Annotated in this window: 18 protein-coding genes; 12 read left to right on the top strand and 6 right to left on the bottom strand. The window is 67.3% G+C overall.

Annotation, left to right across the window (positions count from 1 at the left end; genetic code table 11):
- Positions 1-11 precede the first annotated feature (11 nt).
- The 3 genes from N536_RS0102565 to N536_RS42020 are packed head-to-tail and all read left to right on the top strand — an operon-like array spanning position 12 to position 1186.
- Positions 12-512, top strand: coding sequence for a pyridoxamine 5'-phosphate oxidase family protein (locus N536_RS0102565; RefSeq protein ID WP_029112173.1), 501 nt, complete (start codon positions 12-14; stop codon positions 510-512).
- Entirely contained in the window at positions 512-988 is a 477-nt protein-coding gene (locus N536_RS0102560; RefSeq protein ID WP_081809011.1) for a nitroreductase family deazaflavin-dependent oxidoreductase, read from the top strand. The genes N536_RS0102565 and N536_RS0102560 overlap by 1 nt, the downstream gene beginning before the upstream one ends.
- Before the next feature lie 18 nt (positions 989-1006).
- Positions 1007-1186: a hypothetical protein gene (locus N536_RS42020; protein WP_155948387.1), complete on the top strand. Its 180-nt coding sequence runs from the start codon at positions 1007-1009 to the stop codon at positions 1184-1186.
- 8 nt (positions 1187-1194) lie between these two features.
- Here the strand turns inward: N536_RS42020 and N536_RS0102550 are convergent, their stop codons facing one another.
- From N536_RS0102550 to N536_RS0102530, 5 genes are all read right to left on the bottom strand, one after another.
- Entirely contained in the window at positions 1195-2013 is an 819-nt protein-coding gene (locus N536_RS0102550; RefSeq protein ID WP_029112171.1) for a thioesterase family protein, read from the bottom strand.
- 52 nt (positions 2014-2065) lie between these two features.
- A complete protein-coding gene (locus tag N536_RS0102545) occupies positions 2066-2506 on the bottom strand; it encodes an STAS domain-containing protein (RefSeq protein WP_197040046.1) in 441 nt (146 codons plus the stop codon).
- Positions 2507-2785: 279 nt separating this feature from the next.
- The gene (locus N536_RS0102540; RefSeq protein ID WP_029112169.1) at positions 2786-3562 is read right to left on the bottom strand and encodes a pirin family protein; all 777 of its coding nucleotides are present in this window, start codon (positions 3560-3562) and stop codon (positions 2786-2788) included.
- Between the two features lie 9 nt (positions 3563-3571).
- Positions 3572-3997: an EVE domain-containing protein gene (locus tag N536_RS0102535; protein ID WP_029112168.1), complete on the bottom strand. Its 426-nt coding sequence runs from the start codon at positions 3995-3997 to the stop codon at positions 3572-3574.
- 287 nt (positions 3998-4284) lie between these two features.
- Entirely contained in the window at positions 4285-4575 is a 291-nt protein-coding gene (locus N536_RS0102530; RefSeq protein ID WP_029112167.1) for a WhiB family transcriptional regulator, read from the bottom strand.
- A 307-nt stretch (positions 4576-4882) separates the two neighbouring features.
- Between N536_RS0102530 and N536_RS0102525 the strand changes: the two genes are divergently transcribed.
- Positions 4883-5620, top strand: coding sequence for a hypothetical protein (locus N536_RS0102525; protein ID WP_029112166.1), 738 nt, complete (start codon positions 4883-4885; stop codon positions 5618-5620).
- A 3-nt stretch (positions 5621-5623) separates the two neighbouring features.
- Here the strand turns inward: N536_RS0102525 and N536_RS41185 are convergent, their stop codons facing one another.
- On the bottom strand, positions 5624-7069 hold the full coding sequence (locus N536_RS41185) for a MinD/ParA family protein (RefSeq protein ID WP_029112165.1): 1446 nt from the start codon (positions 7067-7069) through the stop codon (positions 5624-5626).
- Between the two features lie 382 nt (positions 7070-7451).
- Between N536_RS41185 and N536_RS0102515 the strand changes: the two genes are divergently transcribed.
- Genes N536_RS0102515 through eccCb form a run of 8 tightly spaced genes read left to right on the top strand, consistent with a single transcriptional unit; the run spans position 7452 to position 17684 of the window.
- Positions 7452-8750 carry an EspA/EspE family type VII secretion system effector gene (locus N536_RS0102515; RefSeq protein WP_029112164.1) on the top strand — a complete coding sequence of 433 codons (1299 nt, stop codon included), beginning with the start codon at positions 7452-7454 and terminating at the stop codon, positions 8748-8750.
- A 25-nt stretch (positions 8751-8775) separates the two neighbouring features.
- Positions 8776-9093 (top strand): ESX-1 secretion-associated protein, encoded by a 318-nt coding sequence (locus tag N536_RS0102510; protein ID WP_029112163.1) that lies wholly within the window; start codon positions 8776-8778, stop codon positions 9091-9093.
- Positions 9090-9935 carry an ESX secretion-associated protein EspG gene (locus tag N536_RS0102505; RefSeq protein WP_029112162.1) on the top strand — a complete coding sequence of 282 codons (846 nt, stop codon included), beginning with the start codon at positions 9090-9092 and terminating at the stop codon, positions 9933-9935. The genes N536_RS0102510 and N536_RS0102505 overlap by 4 nt, the downstream gene beginning before the upstream one ends.
- A gap of 13 nt (positions 9936-9948) precedes the next feature.
- Positions 9949-10485 carry a hypothetical protein gene (locus N536_RS0102500; RefSeq protein WP_029112161.1) on the top strand — a complete coding sequence of 179 codons (537 nt, stop codon included), beginning with the start codon at positions 9949-9951 and terminating at the stop codon, positions 10483-10485.
- Positions 10478-12202 (top strand): type VII secretion AAA-ATPase EccA, encoded by a 1725-nt coding sequence (gene eccA, locus N536_RS0102495; protein WP_029112160.1) that lies wholly within the window; start codon positions 10478-10480, stop codon positions 12200-12202. Before N536_RS0102500 ends, eccA begins: the two co-directional genes overlap by 8 nt.
- A gap of 3 nt (positions 12203-12205) precedes the next feature.
- The gene (gene eccB, locus N536_RS0102490; RefSeq protein ID WP_029112159.1) at positions 12206-13684 is read left to right on the top strand and encodes a type VII secretion protein EccB; all 1479 of its coding nucleotides are present in this window, start codon (positions 12206-12208) and stop codon (positions 13682-13684) included.
- Positions 13681-15906, top strand: coding sequence for a type VII secretion protein EccCa (eccCa, locus tag N536_RS0102485; RefSeq protein ID WP_029112158.1), 2226 nt, complete (start codon positions 13681-13683; stop codon positions 15904-15906). The genes eccB and eccCa overlap by 4 nt, the downstream gene beginning before the upstream one ends.
- On the top strand, positions 15903-17684 hold the full coding sequence (eccCb, locus tag N536_RS0102480) for a type VII secretion protein EccCb (RefSeq protein WP_029112157.1): 1782 nt from the start codon (positions 15903-15905) through the stop codon (positions 17682-17684). The genes eccCa and eccCb overlap by 4 nt, the downstream gene beginning before the upstream one ends.
- Positions 17685-17710 lie beyond the last annotated feature (26 nt).

Below are 17710 nucleotides of genomic sequence, written 5' to 3'. Positions count from 1 at the left end.
AGCATTACGACGTGGGAAAGAACGAGCGCGGCAAGATCGTCATGAGCGACGACGAGATCGTCGAATTCATCGATCACAGCCGCACCGCGACCATGGCGACGCTGTCGGCCGACGGCAAGCCGCATCTGGTGGCCATGTGGTACGCCGTCCTCGACGGCGAGATCTGGTTCGAGACCAAGGCCAAGTCGCAGAAGGCGGTGAACCTGCGCCGCGACCCGACCCTCACCGTGATGATCGAGGACGGCAAGACGTACGACACGCTGCGCGGCGTGTCGATCGAGGGCCGCGCCGAAATCGTCGACAGCGACCCGGATCTGCTTCTGCGCGTTGGGATCAGCGTGTGGGAGCGCTACACCGGCCCGTACAGCGAAGACATGCGGCCCTTCGTCGACCAGATGATGAACAACCGCGTCGCCGTGCGCGTGGTGCCCACCCGTACGCGCAGCTGGGACCACCGCAAGCTCGGGATGCCCGAGATGCCGGTGTCCGGGTCGACGGCGCAGTATCTCTGATGCCGCAGGACCGCCCCAAGCAGTTGGACTCGCCGCTGCTGCCGAAGATCTTCAAATACGCAGGCAAAGTGCATGTTTGGGTCTATCGCCGGACGAGCGGGCGGGTCGGCGGGAAGTGGCGCATCGGTGCCGGCTTCCGCAAGCCGGTGCCCACGTTGCTGCTAGAGCATCGGGGCCGCAAGTCGGGCAGGGTGTTCGTCACGCCGCTGCTGTACATGTTCGACGGGGCCGACGTGGTGATCGTCGCGTCGCAGGGCGGGCGCCCTGAACACCCGCAGTGGTATCGCAACCTGACTGCTAACCCGGACACGTTGGTCGAGATCGGAGCCGACCGTCGCGCGGTGCACGCGGTCACGGCCGATCCGGTGGAGCGGGAACGGTTGTGGCCCAAGCTCGTTGACGTATATGCCGACTTCGACAACTACCAGAGTTGGACGGAACGCGAAATTCCCGTGGTCGTGCTGAAACCGCGCTGAAGCGCGAGGTGGTTTGGCGTGCGCGGGGATGGGCATCCCACGCAGATGCCACGCGGTAAGGGAATCTACGACGACGAGGGCGACTCGTTCGACGAGCGGGATCCAACCGCGTCGAGCGCCGACGACGGCGGCCACGAGAAGACGACCGACACGCCAGACGTGGAGTCCGCCAAACAGGCCGGCGAGCCGACCGGCTGACCGCCGAGTCAGCCCGCGGAGCGCGGGCTGAAACCGGGATTGGCCAGCGCGGTGGCAGTGGCGGTGCCGACCGGTCCCGTGCGGTCGAACATGGCCGCCGTGCCCGTCGCGACGCCGCCGTGGCTGGAGTGCGTCAGCGCGGCCAGCCCGATGTCCGGGCCGTCGGGCAATCTGCTCAGCGTCACCGTGTAGTCGGCGTTGATGTAGTGCAGCCCGTGGGTGCCGTAGTGGGTGAGCGAGCTGGCGACGTCCCCGGCCATCGCGGCGCGGGTGAAAGCCGTCATCGGCTGACCGTCGACCAGCGGTTTGATGTCCCGCAGCCACACGAACTTCGGTCCGTCGTGCTGCCATTCACTCAGATCGAAGCTCAGTCCGGCGACGTCGCGCTTCTTGCCGTAGGCCCAAACCATCATCGGCACCGCGTCGAGCGGACCGTCGGGTTCCGCCGGAACCGGAGGCATGGCGACCTGCGATGTCCAGACCGCCCCCGGCGGCTGCTCACCCTTGCGCAGGAACAACGCGCTCGCCTTGGCCACCACCGTGTCCGACTGCGTCATCTCCGCCTCGACGAGGACGAGGCGCCGGCCGCGACGGACGATCGACGTCCGGACCTGCACAGGTGCCATGGCGGCTGGCCGCAGCAGGTCGACGGTCAGCCGGGCGGGCTGCAGTTCAGGGTCGCCGGTATCGCGCTCGACGACGTGGCCGAGGAGGCCGCCGACGAAGTTTCCGCTGATCGACGAGCCCCACGGCCCGTTCGCGAGCGGTGTCGGAGCGAAGGAGGCGCCGTCGGACAGGAAGTACGCGGGCGGCAGCGGGGTCGTCATTGCACATGACGATATCGACGCGCGAGCGCGAAGCTCGCGGCGGTCGTGGAGCCTAGCTGCGAGAGGTGACCAGCACGGCTGCTTCGTCGGTGTACCGGCCCAGTTGCCGAAGCGCCGCGGCAGCGCTTCGGGCCTGCGGCAGGTCGTCGGCGTGACAGACGCGAAGTACCCGCTGTACCGCTGAGCTGGCGACCAACTTCCAGCGGATGCGGTCGCAGCACAGGTCGATCCGCCGGAGGGCCGTGAGACCTGCGGTGCCGAAGAAGTTCACCGCACTCAAGTCCAGGACGAGTGTGCCTGCGAGGGCGGCGTGGCGTTCGACGTAACCGGCGAAGTCCATGCCGTTGCTGGCATCCACTTCGCCGCAAACGGAAATCACCACCAGGTTCGCACTGGCAGTTGCGCTCGCTCGTGCCCGACCCCACTGCTCGACTTCGCCGACGTGGGTCGGATCCGGGCGGTAGATGCGGCACGTCCCCATGAGCGCCATCATCATCATCTCCTCGGGATCGAAATGCGCGCACGCACCCGAGAGGCGGGAGTATGCGTTTGATCAATCCGCCGTGAGCTCGACGTAGGGCGAAAGTACAACGATATGCGCACCATATGGGCGGATTCGCAGACTGAGAAAAACTGATTCCAAGACGTAAATTACTGATCTAGATTGCTCGAAATCTCATTTGCGCAGTTGAACCGGCCCGTCGAACGGCGGAACTCGTTGCCAGGGCCTGAACTGGCAAAACTGGCGTTTGCGCAGGTGCGCCCATGTGGGTCATCCGCGGGGCCGCAATTTGCCGTTCGGCAGTGGCGGGGCCGGCAGCCGAGGACCCGGATACCCCGACACCGCGCCGAAGCGATCGTCGGCGTTCTGCCAGAGCTGGCGGTACTCGACGATCTCGTCGTGACTGCGGACGACGAAGTTCCACCACATGACCAGCTGCTCACCGAACGGTGGTCCACCGAGCAGCAGGACGCGTGCCGGTCGTTGCTCGCGGTTGGTCAGCACGACGGAATCGTGGCCCGGCGACTGGTACCAGAGATCGGCCACGTCGAGTTCGACGCCACCCGCTTCCACGGTGCCCTGGTCGAGGAGTACCCCGTGCTCGAACGACGGGTCGACGTCGAATGAGACCGTCGCGCCTGGACTCAGATCGACCTGGGCGCCAAGCAGCGGTGTGAAGGTACGAACCGGCGATCGGGCGCCGGCCAGCTCACCGAGGAAGACACGGACCCGCGCACCGTTTACGGCGAGTGGAGACGGGACGTAGTGCGCGAAGTCGCGACCCGCGTCGCGGTCGGCATCGGGAAGGGCCACCCACAACTGGACGCCGTGCAGAACGCGGGCGGCAGGCTTCGAACCAGGCACCGACACCTCCGAGTGGCAGATGCCGGCGCCAGCGCCGATCAGCGAGCGTTCGCGTTGCGGAAGCGTCCGACGCACCCGGATAGCCCGCGGTCCGCCGAGCGGAACGTCGCGCGGATGCAGCACACCAACGAATGGTGAAGCACCACAAGCGACTTCGTCTGGCGCCACCTCGGTGTTGCTCACCCGTCCAGACTAGACCTTGACGGCCTCCGTCATCGCGGCTCGGATCACCTCGAAGTCGTGCTCGTCGACGGCGAACACCCCGGCCCGGAACCGGAAGCCCCAGCGCGCCTTGTCGATCACGAAGTCCAGGTCGTCGAGCAACGGGCGGATGGGTGTCTCCGAACAGGGCAGGAACTCGACCCGCCGTCGCCACGGCTTGAACTCGGGGTCGAGGTCGGCCTGATACACCTCGTCGTCGATGACCTGACCGATTGCCGTGAACGCCTGCAGCGGCGCACCGTCGGGATAGTCGGTCTTTGGTGAATAGAAGGCGATCCAGTCACCCCGTGCCATCTTGCGCAGTGCCTGCGGATTGCCATGGTTGGCTTGCGTGAAACCGCCGGCCACGCCGCGCTGCACGTGGCCGCGGCTGACGGTGTTGATCCAGTACGTCATGGCGTCACGGTAGGGCTGGGGTCCGACGGTGAAGCACATTCATCCACAGGCACGGAATCCATTGGGGCCGTGCTAACGAACCGAGCCGCCGGCGCTTTCGCGTCGGCGGCTCGGGTGACGATGCCGGCAGTGCGCCTCTCGGCATGTGGTCGCTCTAGGCGACATTTCTGGGGTGGTACCCGGGGCATTGCACGACACCGTCGACTTATCCTAACCGCATTGCGCGCCGGCGTATTCCGTTCCGTCCGCCGCGCCGCCGTCCCCTCGATCGGCGGCGAGGCGAGCGGTCAGGCCGACTCCAGGAAGAGCCGCCGCGTGCGGACGGAGTAACCGTTGCGCTCGGCCAAGGACCGGAGCTGGCGCAGCGCGAAAGTGCGGCCGCGACCGCCTTCCGGGATCACGATGCCGGCCCACAGTCCCTCGGCGTGCGGAAGCTCGACCGCGTCGCGTGCGCACGCCCACCGACGCGGGCACAGCCGGCAGATGCTCTTGGCCTCGTCGTCGGCAGCCGATGTCCAGCGCTCCGGATTGCGGGTGCATTCGCCGATCGGCAGCCCGTCCAGGCCCACTGCGTTCATGTTCCGCTCCTTCAGTCCTGCGCCCGGTCGTGCCGGCGCGATGGAAGCGAATGTATAGCAACAACTGTAGCGATGCAACAGTTTGGTGCTACAGAGTTGCCCCTGGCGGGCCACAGGCCAAAGCGCAGGCGGCGCCCTTGCGCGTCACCTGGTGGTTCGAACAGAGGATCGCAGCGGTGGCTGCGACACAGTTCAAACTAGAAACATGCAACGGTTCTCAGCGACCGGTAACCCGGCTAAAGTAAGGCGACAACGTAGCGGTGCAGCAGAATGATGCTGGGCCGCGCGCAGGCAGGAGGCACCCGGTTTGGTCAGCGCCGACAACGACGTCGACACCTCCGTCGAGGTGGACCCGGGCATGGCGCGCGCGGGCGCCGCCGCCGCGGCGAGACGCCGGGAGCTCGACATCAGCCAGCGCAGCCTCGCCGCCGACGGCATCATCAACGCCGGTGCACTCATCGCCTTCGAGAAGGGGCGCAGCTGGCCACGCGAACGCACCCGGGCGAAGCTGGAAGAGGTGCTCCAGTGGCCGCCGGGAACCATCGCGCGGATCAGGCGGGGCGGATCCGTTGCGGCGGCCGAACCGGCGCAGGCCTTGCCCGGCGGCGACGAGGTCTCGCTGATCGCCCAAGCCGTCGAAGCGGCGGTCAACACCCTTGGCGCCACGATCGGCTCGCTGCCGCCGGTCGACGACCCCGACTTCACCCCGCGGGTCACCGCGATCCTGACCGACCTGCGTCAGCTCGAGGCGGTGGCGGCGCGCGCGGCGCGCATCGGGCGGCTGACGCCTCCACTGTTGAAGGCATTGAGCACCGTGCGCCGCCAGATGGACGAGCTCACGCTTCTCGGTGCGACGGCTCCGACGGCGACATTGGGTCAGCGGCTGTATGCCGCCCGCCGCCGCGCCAACCTCACCATTGGCGAGACCGCGCAGGCGTCGGGCGTACCCGAGGAGGCCATCATCGCCGCCGAGGCGGAACATCCGGTAGCCGCCGCGGAGGCGGAGCTGATCGAGTCGCTCGTCGCTCAGATCGACTGGCGCTGAACGCTAGAACCGATCGCGGGTGCGTTCGCGGTCGTCGCTGGTTGGGAAGTGCTCGGCGAGCGCGGCAGCGATCTCGAGGAATTTCCGCCGCGTTGCGGGGGACATCTCCGTCGTGCGGTCGATGACGCCACCAGGCCGCAGGTGCCCGTCGAATGGGACCTCCACCACGGCCTGCCCCTGGCCGGCGAACTGCTGGGCGAGGATCGCGCGGGTGCGTTTGTCGGCGTGCCCATCCGAGTCATTCAGGACGACGACGGTGCGCTGCAGCAGACCGGTCAGTCCGCGGTTGGCCAACCAGTCCATCGTCTGGCCCGCCGCGGCGGCTCCGTCCACCCACGGCGACGAGACGACGATCAACGCGTCCAGATCCCGCAGCACTTCCTGGGTGACGGGCGTGTCCATGGTCGAACTGCAGTCGACGATCGAGATCGTGAAGTGCCGGTCCAGTCGCGCCGTGGCCTCCCGGTAGATCGCGGGGTCGAGGACACGCCGTCGGGCCGGACTCGCCTCACCGGCCAGCACGAACAGACCCGCCGCGTTGTTGCCGACCCGGCTGCGCACGTCGGCGAACGTCTCGAGGTGCTGATCGCCGGCGAGCTCCCAGTAGGAACCCATCGCCTTTGGGTCGACGCGGCTGCCGAGCTTGCCGAACGCCGTGTCCGCGTCGATCGCGACCACCCGATCGTCCTGACGCAGCTCCGCGAAGATCGACCCGAGGCTGGCCGACACCGTGGTCTTGCCGACGCCGCCCTTGCCCATCACGCCGATCTTGAAGTGGCCGCGCAAGGGGGCCTTGATCCGCGCCTCCAGTTCGGCCTGGCGCTGCTCGTCTGGGGACTGGCCGAGATTGACCATCCCGAACGTGAGCCGGTAGAGCGCCAAGCGCCACCCTCGCGATGGCGGAATCTGTTTGGCTGGAACGAGTTCGTCGCGAATGATCCGGTCCGCGTAGGACCCTGTTGGTGGCGGCGGGGCGACGCGGGAGTCCGGACCGTACTGCTGGGATGGCCAGGAACCGGGGGGCGGCGGGGGCGGAGCGGGCGGCCGTTGGCCTCGTTGCTGCTGCCAGCCGGGCGGCTGCTGACCCCACTGCTGCTGGCTCGACGGTTGGGGTGGGCTCGGATGTTGGGGTGGGGCTGGCGGTTGAGGCGGGCTCTGCTGTGGCGGTGGCCCTGGCGAAGGGCCGTAGCGGAGCGGTGGCGCGCGGAAGCCGCCGGTTGGCGGACGATCGGGCTCGGGGGAGGGTTCCGGAGCGGGGCGCGGCGGAGCGGCAGGCTCGGGCTCTGCCGGGTCGTCGGCCGGGACGAAGTCGACCGGCGGTCGGGATGGCAGGGGCGTCGCCGCCGGGGTGAACGTCGGTTCGGCGGGCTTCGACGGGGGCTCGTAGTCGGTTTCCTCGGGCCCGGTCCAGCCGAGTTGTCGGCGCAGGGCGTCGTCGCGCTCGGTCACGGCACCATTGCTCCCTTCCCTGGAATCGGACGATGCGACTCTCGGCCTTCAATCAAGTATCAACCACGCCTGGTCGTCGTCGTCCGAACTCCCCGGCTCCGCGGGTGATGTGCGGCGTGCAGCAAACATGATTTACGCACCTCAGACGCGCCCACCCGGAGCCATCGGACAATGTCACCCCGCCCGTGCGCGCGGTGTCGACGTAGGCAGGACGGCTGCGATGCACGCCCGATGCCCAAAATTCTGATGCGCCCGTACTTCGCCATATGACCAGGCCAGAGAGATTTACCGAACGCTCGTACAGCGCCCGTCGCCGTCAAATTGGTGCACTGGGAGCCACCGATCCGCTGGTACGCTCGCATTCGGCGAGGGGGTGCAAGGCATGGGCCTGCTGGGCAAGCTGGAGAGCTTCGGCAAAGCGGTATGGGCGACCGGCAAAGCGGTCGTCGGCGGCGCGGGCGCGAAGGAATCTCTGCGGGCGGCCGACTCTGTGATCCTCGAAGGCGGTCAGTTGGTCATCGCCGGCATGAAGCTGACCACCGGCGTTGGTACCCCCGAGGACGGCGAGCGGTTCGGCCAAGCGGGTGTGCGCGGGCTCGATGCCATTGCGACGTTGGGGTCCGCGCAACCCAGCCCCAGCTGGTCGGGCGAGGGAGCCCAGTCCTACTCGGCTCGGAACGTCGAACAGATGGCACGGATCGAGAACATGACAACCGTCGACCACGACGTGCACCGCGTGCTCGCCGCCGAGGCCTTCCAGGTCGGCATGCACCGGGGCAGGCTCGACGACTGGTACAACTGGCTTGCCGACATGGGTCTGGTGACGTCCGCGCTCGGGCTCGTCCCAGGCGTCGGCCGGAGCTTGAAGGCTGCGGCCGACGCGCAGGCGGTGCTCGTCGCAGTAGGCAGCAGCTCGATCGAGCTCTACCAGCTCTCCTCCGAGGTCGACGCCAACGCGGCGGCCCTACAGCAGCTCGCCGACCGCTACGGAGACGCCGCGCCGAGCGCGAACATCGCCAAGACGCCACCAGATCGGAACCCTCCACCCCCGTCGGACGAAGACGTGCCGGACGAGACGCCGGAGGAAGAGCATCCCGAAGAGGCGCCGGCGCCTGCGGTGGACGAAAAGCTCGACGCTCCAACTGGTTTCGTTGCACCCGGCGGGGGTCCGGGCGCATCGGGCGCGAATAGCGGTGGCGGGCCGCCCGCGAGCGGTGGTGCTCCAGCCGCGCCGCCGACCGCCATACCCGAGGCGGCGCCCGTGGCGGAGTTCGAGACGCCGAGCAGCGGTCCGGCGCCTGCGGCGATGGGTGCCTCGCCGGCTGCTGCGCCGCCGCCGATGAGTGCGGGCGCTGCTCCGATGGCTCCGGCACCCGGCATACCCATGGCGCTGATCAAGGAGGCGGTTCGGGCGGCCCTGCAGGAAGAGGCCGAAAAGCGGGACGCCGAAAAACGGGACGAGGACGAGCCCGACGAGGAAGAGGAAGACGAGACAAAGGACGAGGACGGGGACGGCGTACCCGACGAGGAAGCCCGGCCTGAGGAGGCCAAGTCGGGCGAGGCCGGAACCGACGGTGAGCGCCCGCCCGTGGACGTCGACGTAGCCCGTCTCGGCAGACCCGGCACGGTTACGTTTGCCGGAGAAAATCCGATCGGGCCGCCGCCGACGCCAACGCCATAGGAAGATGATTACGAAGGGGATCTACATGTCTGGCGATCTGCGTGTTACGACCACGTACCTACTGGAGCTGGCGGCCAAACAGCGGCAAGCGGCCGGCGAAATCCGGTCCGCGGCGCAGGTCGCCGACGGTGTGGATACTTCAGTACGGGTGACGCACGGGGTGATCTCGTGGGCCACGGCTGCCGCGGTGGAGGCCGTGCAGAACGCACGCCGCGCCGCCGGCTCGGAATGGGAGGGGGTTTCGGACGAAATGGCCGACAACTTGGAATTGTCCGCCGCGGCGTACGACCGGGTCGACTCGCTGGCCAGCGGCCGGCTCGGCGGCCGGATGCAAACCCGATGACCACTCCGGGCGGCGCTGGCCGCACCACGCACATCGACGACGTCGTCGGGGTCGAGGTCACGATCGACGGCATGCTCGTCATCGCCGACAAGCTGCACCTGATGGAGTTCCCGCCCTCCATGGGGATCCGGCCCAACATTCCGCAGCTCGAACTGCGCAACATCGTGTGGGACCAGGTAACCCGCGACCTCACTGCGCAAGGCGTGCTGAACGTGTTCGGCGAGCCCCATCCCGAGGTCGCCGCCATGGTCGACACCCTCAGCCGCGCCGACCGCACGCTCGAGGGCCGCTGGTGGCGCCGCGACGTCGGCGGCAAGATGGTGCGCTTCGTGGTGTGCCGCAAGGGTTCCCGGCACGTCGTGGCCGCCCGCGACGGCGACATGCTGGTGCTGCAGCGCGTGGCGCCGCAGGTCGGTCTGGCCGCCATGGTGAACGTCGTCCTCGGTTCGGCAACCCCAGCCGAGGTCGAACCGCTCACCGCCGCGGCAAGCCGGCTCGGCGACTCGCGAACCGCCAATCAGTTGGCGCAGTTCGGCATCAACCCCGCCTCGGCGCGGACGTACGCCGACCTCATCGCCGCACCGGCCAGCTGGGTGGAGATCACCGCCAACGAGCGCCACCCGGGCGGCACGTACTCCCAGGCCGACGTGGCAGCCGGCGTCCTCGATGCGTCCAAGGGCCGCATCGTGTCGCTGCCGCGGAAGGTCAACGGTGAGTTGTACGGCAGCTTCCTGCCGGGAACCAACGAAAACCTGCAACGCGCACTCGACGGCCTGCTCGCGTTCCTTCCGTCAGGCGGTTGGTTCGACAAGAACGACGCAGAGACCTCCGACACGGACTGAAAGGCATCCCCTGGTGGACGACTCTCCGCCTCACCATCCCGATGACGACGATCACGACGATCTAGCTGCGCTGGACTTCTCCGCGCCCGACACCAGCGCAGGCGACTCGGTGCTCGACGTGCTCGCTGAATACGCCGTGGACGACGACGAGTACCTGGCCGCCGACGTCCTCGAGGCGATCGATCCACTCCACACCGATGCGCCTGGCGAACCGCCCGCGCCGCTGTTCACCGTGACGAACCCACCCGGCACCGTCACCGTGACTACCTTCATGGATGGACGAGTCAACCGCATCGATCTATCGCCGAAGGCAACCACGATGACCGAATCGAACCTCGCCGACGAGATCGTCGTGATAGCCAAGCTGGCCACCCAGGACGCCAGATCCGCGCAGTACTCTTTCATGCTTGACGGCATGCGCCAACAAGGCCACGACGACGTCGCGACGCACGACTTCCTGACCAGAGATCTCGACCTTCCCTCGCCCGAACAAGCCGAAGCCGCCCGATTGCAGGTGTTCGCCACCAGATATGCGAGTAACCATGACTGACCAACTAGCCGGGCTGTTCGGCAGCGCCGTCGGCATGTTGCCGACGGCGCCTGCGCGGTCCCTCGAAATGTTCACCGAGATCACGACGCTCGACGAAACCGCGTGCGACGGCTGGGTGGGACGCATCCGCTGCGGCGACACCGACCGCGTGACGCTGTTCCGCGCCTGGTATTCGCGGTCGAACTTCGGCCAGTTGGCCGGCGCTGCCGAGATCTCGATGAACACTCTGAACGCACGCGTGCCCATCGGCGGGCCGTTCGGCGACATCACCTATCCGGTCAATTCGCCGCTGGCCATCACCCTCGGCTTCGCCGTCAACGAAGCCGCGGGCGGCAACTACGCCGACGCGATGGAAGCGCTCGAGGACGCACCGGCCACCGGCGCGGAGCACCTGATCGCATGGGTCAAGGCCGTGATCTACGCGTACGCCGAACGCTGGACCGACGTCATCGACGAGGTGCGCAGTGCGGCCAACACGTGGCCGGACAAGTTCCTGGCCGCCGCCGGGGGCGTCGCGCACGGCGTCGCGGCGGCGAACCTCGGGTTGTTCACCGAGGCGGATCGCCGCCTGACGGACGCGAATTCGTCACCCGCGGGCGAAGGGTGCAACACCGCGATCGCCTGGTATCTGGCGATGGCGCGGCGCAGTCAGGGCAACGAGGAGTCGGCTGTCGCGCTGCTGGAGTGGTTGCAGGCGACTCACCCGGAGCCCAAGGTGACTGCGGCACTGAGGGATCCCACCTACCGACTGCCGACCACGACGGCAGAGCAGATCGCGCTGCGCAAGGATCCGTGGGACCCGAAGAGTGTCCAGGCCGACAACTCGGGTCGGGAGAAGCTGCTCGCCGACGCGCAGGCCGAACTCGATCGCCAGATCGGGCTCAGCCGGGTCAAGGAGCAGATCGAAAGATATCGGGCCGCAACGCAAATGGCGAAGGTGCGGGCCGCGCGCGGGATGAAGGTGGCGCAGCAGTCCAAGCACATGATCTTCACCGGACCGCCGGGCACCGGTAAGACCACGATCGCCAGGGTGGTGGCCAACATCCTCGCCGGCCTCGGCGTCATCACCGAGCCGAAGCTGGTCGAGACGTCGCGCAAGGACTTCGTGGCCGAGTACGAGGGGCAGTCGTCCGTGAAGACCGCCCGCACCATCGACCGCGCCGTCGGCGGAGTGCTCTTCATCGACGAGGCGTACACGCTGGTGCAGGAGCGCGACGGCCGCGCCGATCCGTTCGGCACCGAGGCGTTGGACACCCTGCTGGCCAGGATGGAGAACGACCGTGACCGCCTGGTCGTCATCATCGCCGGCTACAGCGCCGACATCGACCGCCTGCTGGAGTCCAACGACGGGCTGCGGTCCCGCTTCTCGACCCGCGTCGAGTTCGACTCGTACTCGCCGGAAGAGATCGTGGAGATCGCCAAGGTGCTTGCGGCGTCCAACGACTCAGCACTGGACGAGGACGCAGGCAAGCGCGTGCTGGAGGCGGCCACCTTGTTGAGCCAGCGGACGCTCAACGGCAAGCCCGCGCTCGACATCGCGGGCAACGGTCGGTACGCCCGCCAGCTCGTCGAGGCGGGCGAGCAGTGCCGCGACATGCGTCTGGCGCGGTCGGTCGACTTCGACAGCCTCGGCGTCGAACAACTCAGTGAGATCAACGGCGAAGACATGGCCGACGCGATCGACGCCGTGCACGCCCGCCTAGCGATCGTGGATTAGACGATGGCAGGATTCCGGCTCACCACCAAGGTCCAGGTCAGCGGCTGGCGCTTCCTGCTCCGCCGCGTCGAGCATGCCATCGTGCGCCGCGACACCCGGATGTTCGACGATCCGCTCCAGTTCTACAGCCGCGCAGTGTCGTTGGGCATCGTCATCGCGGTGCTGGTCTGCCTCGGTGCGGCGTTGTTGGCGTACTTCAAGCCGCTCGGCAAGCGCGGCGGCGACAACCTGCTGGTCGACCGGACCACCAACCAGCTGTACGTGGTGATGGGCGGGACCAATCTGCTGCACCCGGTGTACAACCTGACCTCGGCGCGGCTCGTGCTCGGCAATGCGGGCACACCCAGCGCAGTGAAGTCCGACGAGCTCAACCGCATGCCGAAGGGACAGCCCGTCGGGATCCCCGGCGCCCCGTACGCCACCCCGGTGGGGCCACCCGCGTCCATGTGGACGCTGTGCGACACCGTCACCAAGCCGGAAAGCGTTGCGCCGACGGTGGATACGTCGGTCATCGTGTTGCCGCTCAAGGTCGACGCTTCAGTGGGGCCCATGCGCCCCGACCAGGGTGTGCTGGTGTCCTACCAGGACAGGGACTGGTTGGTCACGGAGACGGGTAGGCATGCGATCGATCTCTCCGACCGCGCGGTGACGTCAGCCGTCGGGATTCCGGTGACTGCCAGGGCCACCCCCATCTCGGAGGGGTTGTTCAACGCGCTGCCGAACGGGGGCCCGTGGCAGCTTCCGCAGGTACCGGCTGCCGGCGCGCCGAATACCGTTGGGCTGCCTCCGAATTTGGTGATCGGTTCGGTGTTCCAAACCGTCACGGACTCGGACGAGCAGAAGTATGTCGTGCTGCCCGACGGAGTGGCAAAGGTCAACGACACCACGGCCGCGGCATTGCGCGCCACCAACTCCTACGGACTGGTCTCCCCGCCGTCGGTGGAGTCCAGTGACGTCGCCAAGATCGCCGAGCAGGTGTACACCTCGCCGCTGCCCGACAAGGCGCTGCAGATCCAACTGCGTGAGGACGCGCCGACGCTGTGCTGGTCCTGGCAGAGGGAACCCGGCGACCAGTCGCCCAAGACCACCGTCGTCACCGGGCGGCACCTGCCTATCAGTGCGGGATCGATGAACAACGGCATCGACCAGATCGGCGGCGACTCAACGGTGTTCATCGACGGGGGTCAGTACATCCGGTTGCAGTCCCCGGATCCCCGCTACGGCGAGAGCCTCTACTACATCGACCCGCAGGGCGTGCGCTATGGGCTGCCCGACGAGGAGACCGCCCAAAAACTCGGGTTGTCGGCGCCCAAGACCGCGCCGTGGCAGGTGGTCGGTCTGCTGGTCGACGGCCCGGTGCTGTCGAAACAGGCGGCACTGCTTGAACACGACACTCTGCCCGCGGACCCGAATCCACGCAAGGTCGGCGATCCGAACGCCGTTCCGGCGGCCCCCGCGGCCCAGACAGGAGGTGGGAGATGACCACCAGGAAGTTCACTCCGACCATCAAACGCGGACCGCGCCTGACGCCGGGCGAGATCAACGTGACGCCGCCCGACGACCTCGGCGTCGAGATTCCGCCGTCGGGAATCCAGAAGGCGATGCCGTGGGTGATGGGCGGCTGCATGATCGGAATGATCTCGATCATGATCTTCACCGGCGTGCGGCAACTGTCGCCGTACATGTTGATGATGCCGCTGATGATGGTCATGGGAACCGTCGGCTTCATGGGCGCCGGCGGGTCGGGCGGCAAGAAGGTGCCCGAGATCAACGCCGACCGCAAGGAGTATCTGCGGTACCTCTCCGGGCTGCGGACGCGCGTGACGTCGTCGGCCGCTGCTCAGGTGACGTTCTTCAACTACCACGCACCGCATCCCGATGATCTGCTGTCGATCATCGGGACCAACCGGCAGTGGTCGCGCCAGGCCAACAACGACTTCTACGCCGCGACGCGAATCGGCCTCGGCGCGGAGCCGGCCGTCGACCGCCTGCTGAAACCCGCCGTCGGCGGCGAGTTGGCGGGACCGCAGGCGGCGCCCCAGCCGCACCTCGAACCGGTCAGTCACATGTGGGTGACCAAGTTCCTGCGCACCCACGGCCTGATTCACGACTGCCCGAAACTCATTCAGCTGCGCAGCTTTCCGACCATCGCGGTCGGTGGCGACCCAGCAGGCGCCGCGGGCCTGCTCACCGCGATGATCTGTCACTTGGCCGTGTTCCATCCACCGGACCTGCTGCAGATCCGGGTGCTGACGGACAACCCCGAGGATCCCGACTGGAGTTGGTTGAAGTGGTTGCCCCACGCGCAGCACCAGACTGACACGGACGCCTCAGGTGCGACGCGCCTGGTGTTCACCAGGCCCGACGGCCTCAGTGATCTGACCGCCCGCGGCCCGCACACCGCCGATTCGGTGCCCAGCGGTCCGTACGTCGTGGTCATCGACCTGACCGGTGGCAAGGCGGGCTTCCCCGTCGACGGCAGGGCCGGCGTCACCGTCATCACGCTGGGCAACCACCGCGGCTCGGGCTACCGCATCCGGGTCGATGCCGACGGCACCGCCGACGACCGCCTGCCCAACCAGACCTTCCGCTTGGTGACCAATGTGACCGACAAGATGACGCCGGCGGCAGCCGGCCGGATCGCGCGCAAGCTCGCGGGCTGGTCGATCACCGGCACGATCATCGACAAGAGCACCCGAGTGCAGAAGAAGGTCGCCACCGAGTGGCACCAATTGGTCGGTGCGCAGACCATCGAGGAAGTGACGCCCAGTCGTTGGCGGATGTTCAGCGATCTCGACCACGACCGCTTGCGCATCCCGTTCGGGCACGAACTCAAGACCGGCGACATCATGCACCTCGACATCAAGGAGGGTGCCGAGTTCGGTGCGGGGCCGCACGGCATGCTGATCGGTACCACCGGTTCCGGCAAGTCGGAATTCCTTCGCACGCTCATCCTTTCGCTAGCCGCGACACATCACCCCGATCAGGTCAATCTGCTGCTGACCGACTTCAAGGGCGGTTCGACGTTCCTGGGCATGGAGAAGCTGCCGCACACCGCCGCGGTCGTGACGAACATGGAGGAGGAAGCCGAGCTCGTCAGCCGCATGGGCGAGGTGCTGACCGGCGAGCTCGACCGTCGCCAGTCGATCCTCCGCCAGGCGGGCATCCAGGTCGGTGCAGCCGGCGCGTTGTCGGGCGTCGCGGAATACGAGAAGCACCGCGAGCGGGGCGCCGAACTGGCGCCGCTGCCTACGCTCTTCGTCGTCGTCGACGAGTTCGCCGAACTGCTGCAGAACCACCCCGACTTCATTGCGCTGTTCGACCGCATCTGCCGCGTCGGCCGATCGCTACGCGTGCACCTGCTGCTCGCGACGCAGTCGCTCAACACGGGCGGCGTCCGCATCGACAAGCTGGAACCGAACCTCACGTATCGCATCGCCCTGCGGACCACCAGTTCGGCCGAGTCGAAGGCCGTGATCGGAACGCCTGAGGCGCAATACATCACGAACAAGGAGAGTGGCGTCGGATTCTTACGGGTCGGCATGGAGGATCCGGTGAAGTTCCAGAGCGTCTATACCGGTGTCAACTATGTTCCGACGCCGGTGAACGAGGTCGGTGAGGTGGCGCCCAAACACGCTGCGGTGAGCAAGGTGCGGATCCGCCCGTTCACCGCGGCGCCGATCGCAGAGGCTTTGACGTCATGACGGGACTCGAGCAGGAACAGCGGGTACTGCGCGAGGTCGTCCTCGAGCAGTTGACCACCGGCGAGATCCGGGCCTACCGAATGTGGTTGCCGCCGTTGACCGATCCGACGCCGGTCAACGAACTCGTCGAGCGTGACCAGCGTCGGCCGTTGCGCTTCGGGCTCGGCATCATGGATGAACCGCGCCGGCACAAGCAGGAGGTGTGGGGCGTCGACGTGTCGGCGGCGGGCGGGAACATCGCCATCGGCGGCGCGCCCCAGACCGGCAAGTCGACGTTCCTGCAGACGATGATGCTCTCGGCGGCAGCCACCCACACCCCGCGTCAGGTGCAGTTCTACTGCATCGACCTGGGTGGCGGTGGACTGATGTACCTGGAAGACCTACCGCACGTCGGCGGCGTCGCCACGCGGTCCGAACCCGACCGGGTCAGCCGAATGGTGGCGGAAGTGAAAGCCGTTCTGCGCCAACGAGAAGCGACGTTCAAGCAGTATCGGGTCGGCTCGATCGCGATGTATCGCCAACTGCGCGACGACCCGAACCACCCGGCGTCAGCAGATCCGTTCGGCGACGTGTTCCTAGTGATCGACGGCTGGCCCGCATTCGTCTCGGAGTTTCCCGACCTCGAGCCCGTGGTGCAGGACATCGCCGGTCAGGGTCTGGCGTTCGGCGTGCATACCGTGATCTCGACGCCGCGTTGGACGGAGCTGAAGTCCCGCATCCGTGACTACCTGGGCACCAAGGTCGAGTTCCGCCTCGGCGACATCAACGAGACGCAGATCGACCGCATGACCCGCGAGATTCCGGTCAACCGGCCCGGCCGTGCCATCTCGATGGAGAAGCACCATTTGATGATCGGGGTGCCACGGCTGGACGGCGTGCACAGTGCGACCGACATGGTGCCCGCCATCACCGCGGCAGTGCAGCACATCGGATCGCTTTACACCGACGAGGCGCCGAAGGTCAGGGTGCTGCCCGACCGCATCTATCTGCGCGAGCTCGACCCCACCCCGCCGGGACCCGACTCCGACTACCGCACCAGGTGGACCATTCCCCTCGGCATCCGCGAGTCCGACCTGTCGGTGGCCTACACCGCGATGCATACGTCTCCGCACCTACTGATCTTCGGGGCACCGAAGTCGGGCAAGACCACCATTGCCCATGCCGTCGCTTCGGCGATTTGCGCGCGCAACAGTCCGCAACAGGTGCGGTTCATGCTGGCCGATTACCGGTCCGGGCTGCTGGACGCCGTGCCGCAGAGCCACCTGCTCGATGCATTCGCGATCAACAGGAACAATGCGGTTCTCGAGGAAGCGATCAAGGCCCTGGCGGCGAATTTGCAGGTTCGCCTGCCACCTGCTGACCTGACCACCTCGCAGCTACGGGCACGGTCGTGGTGGAAAGGACCAGAAGTGGTCCTGCTCGTCGATGACTGGCACATGGTCGTGGCCGCGGGTGGACCGTTCGGCCCGATGTCGCCGCTGACGCCACTGTTGCCGGCAGCAGCGGACATCGGGCTGCACATCATCGTCACCTGCCAGATGAGCCAGGCCCAGCGATCGACGATGGACAAGTTCGTGGGCGCCGCGTATGGCGCGGGTTCGCCGACGATCTTCTTGTCGGGGGAGAAGATGGACTTCCCGACCAGCGAGTTCAAGCTGAAGCGGCGTCCTCCTGGCCAGGCACTTCTACGGTCCCAGGATGGCAAGGAAGTCATCCAGGCGGCCTACGTGGACCCACCTGAAGAAGAAGTGTCAGCAGCACCTCCTGACGCCCGGTAATATTCTCTGCAGACGTTCAGCAACGC

It is taken from the genome of Mycobacterium sp. URHB0044 (genome assembly GCF_000620625.1).
Lineage (GTDB): Bacteria > Actinomycetota > Actinomycetes > Mycobacteriales > Mycobacteriaceae > Mycobacterium.
The sequence above is the reverse complement of the archived record's forward strand: the minus strand, read 5'-3'. Positions and strand labels throughout refer to the sequence as shown.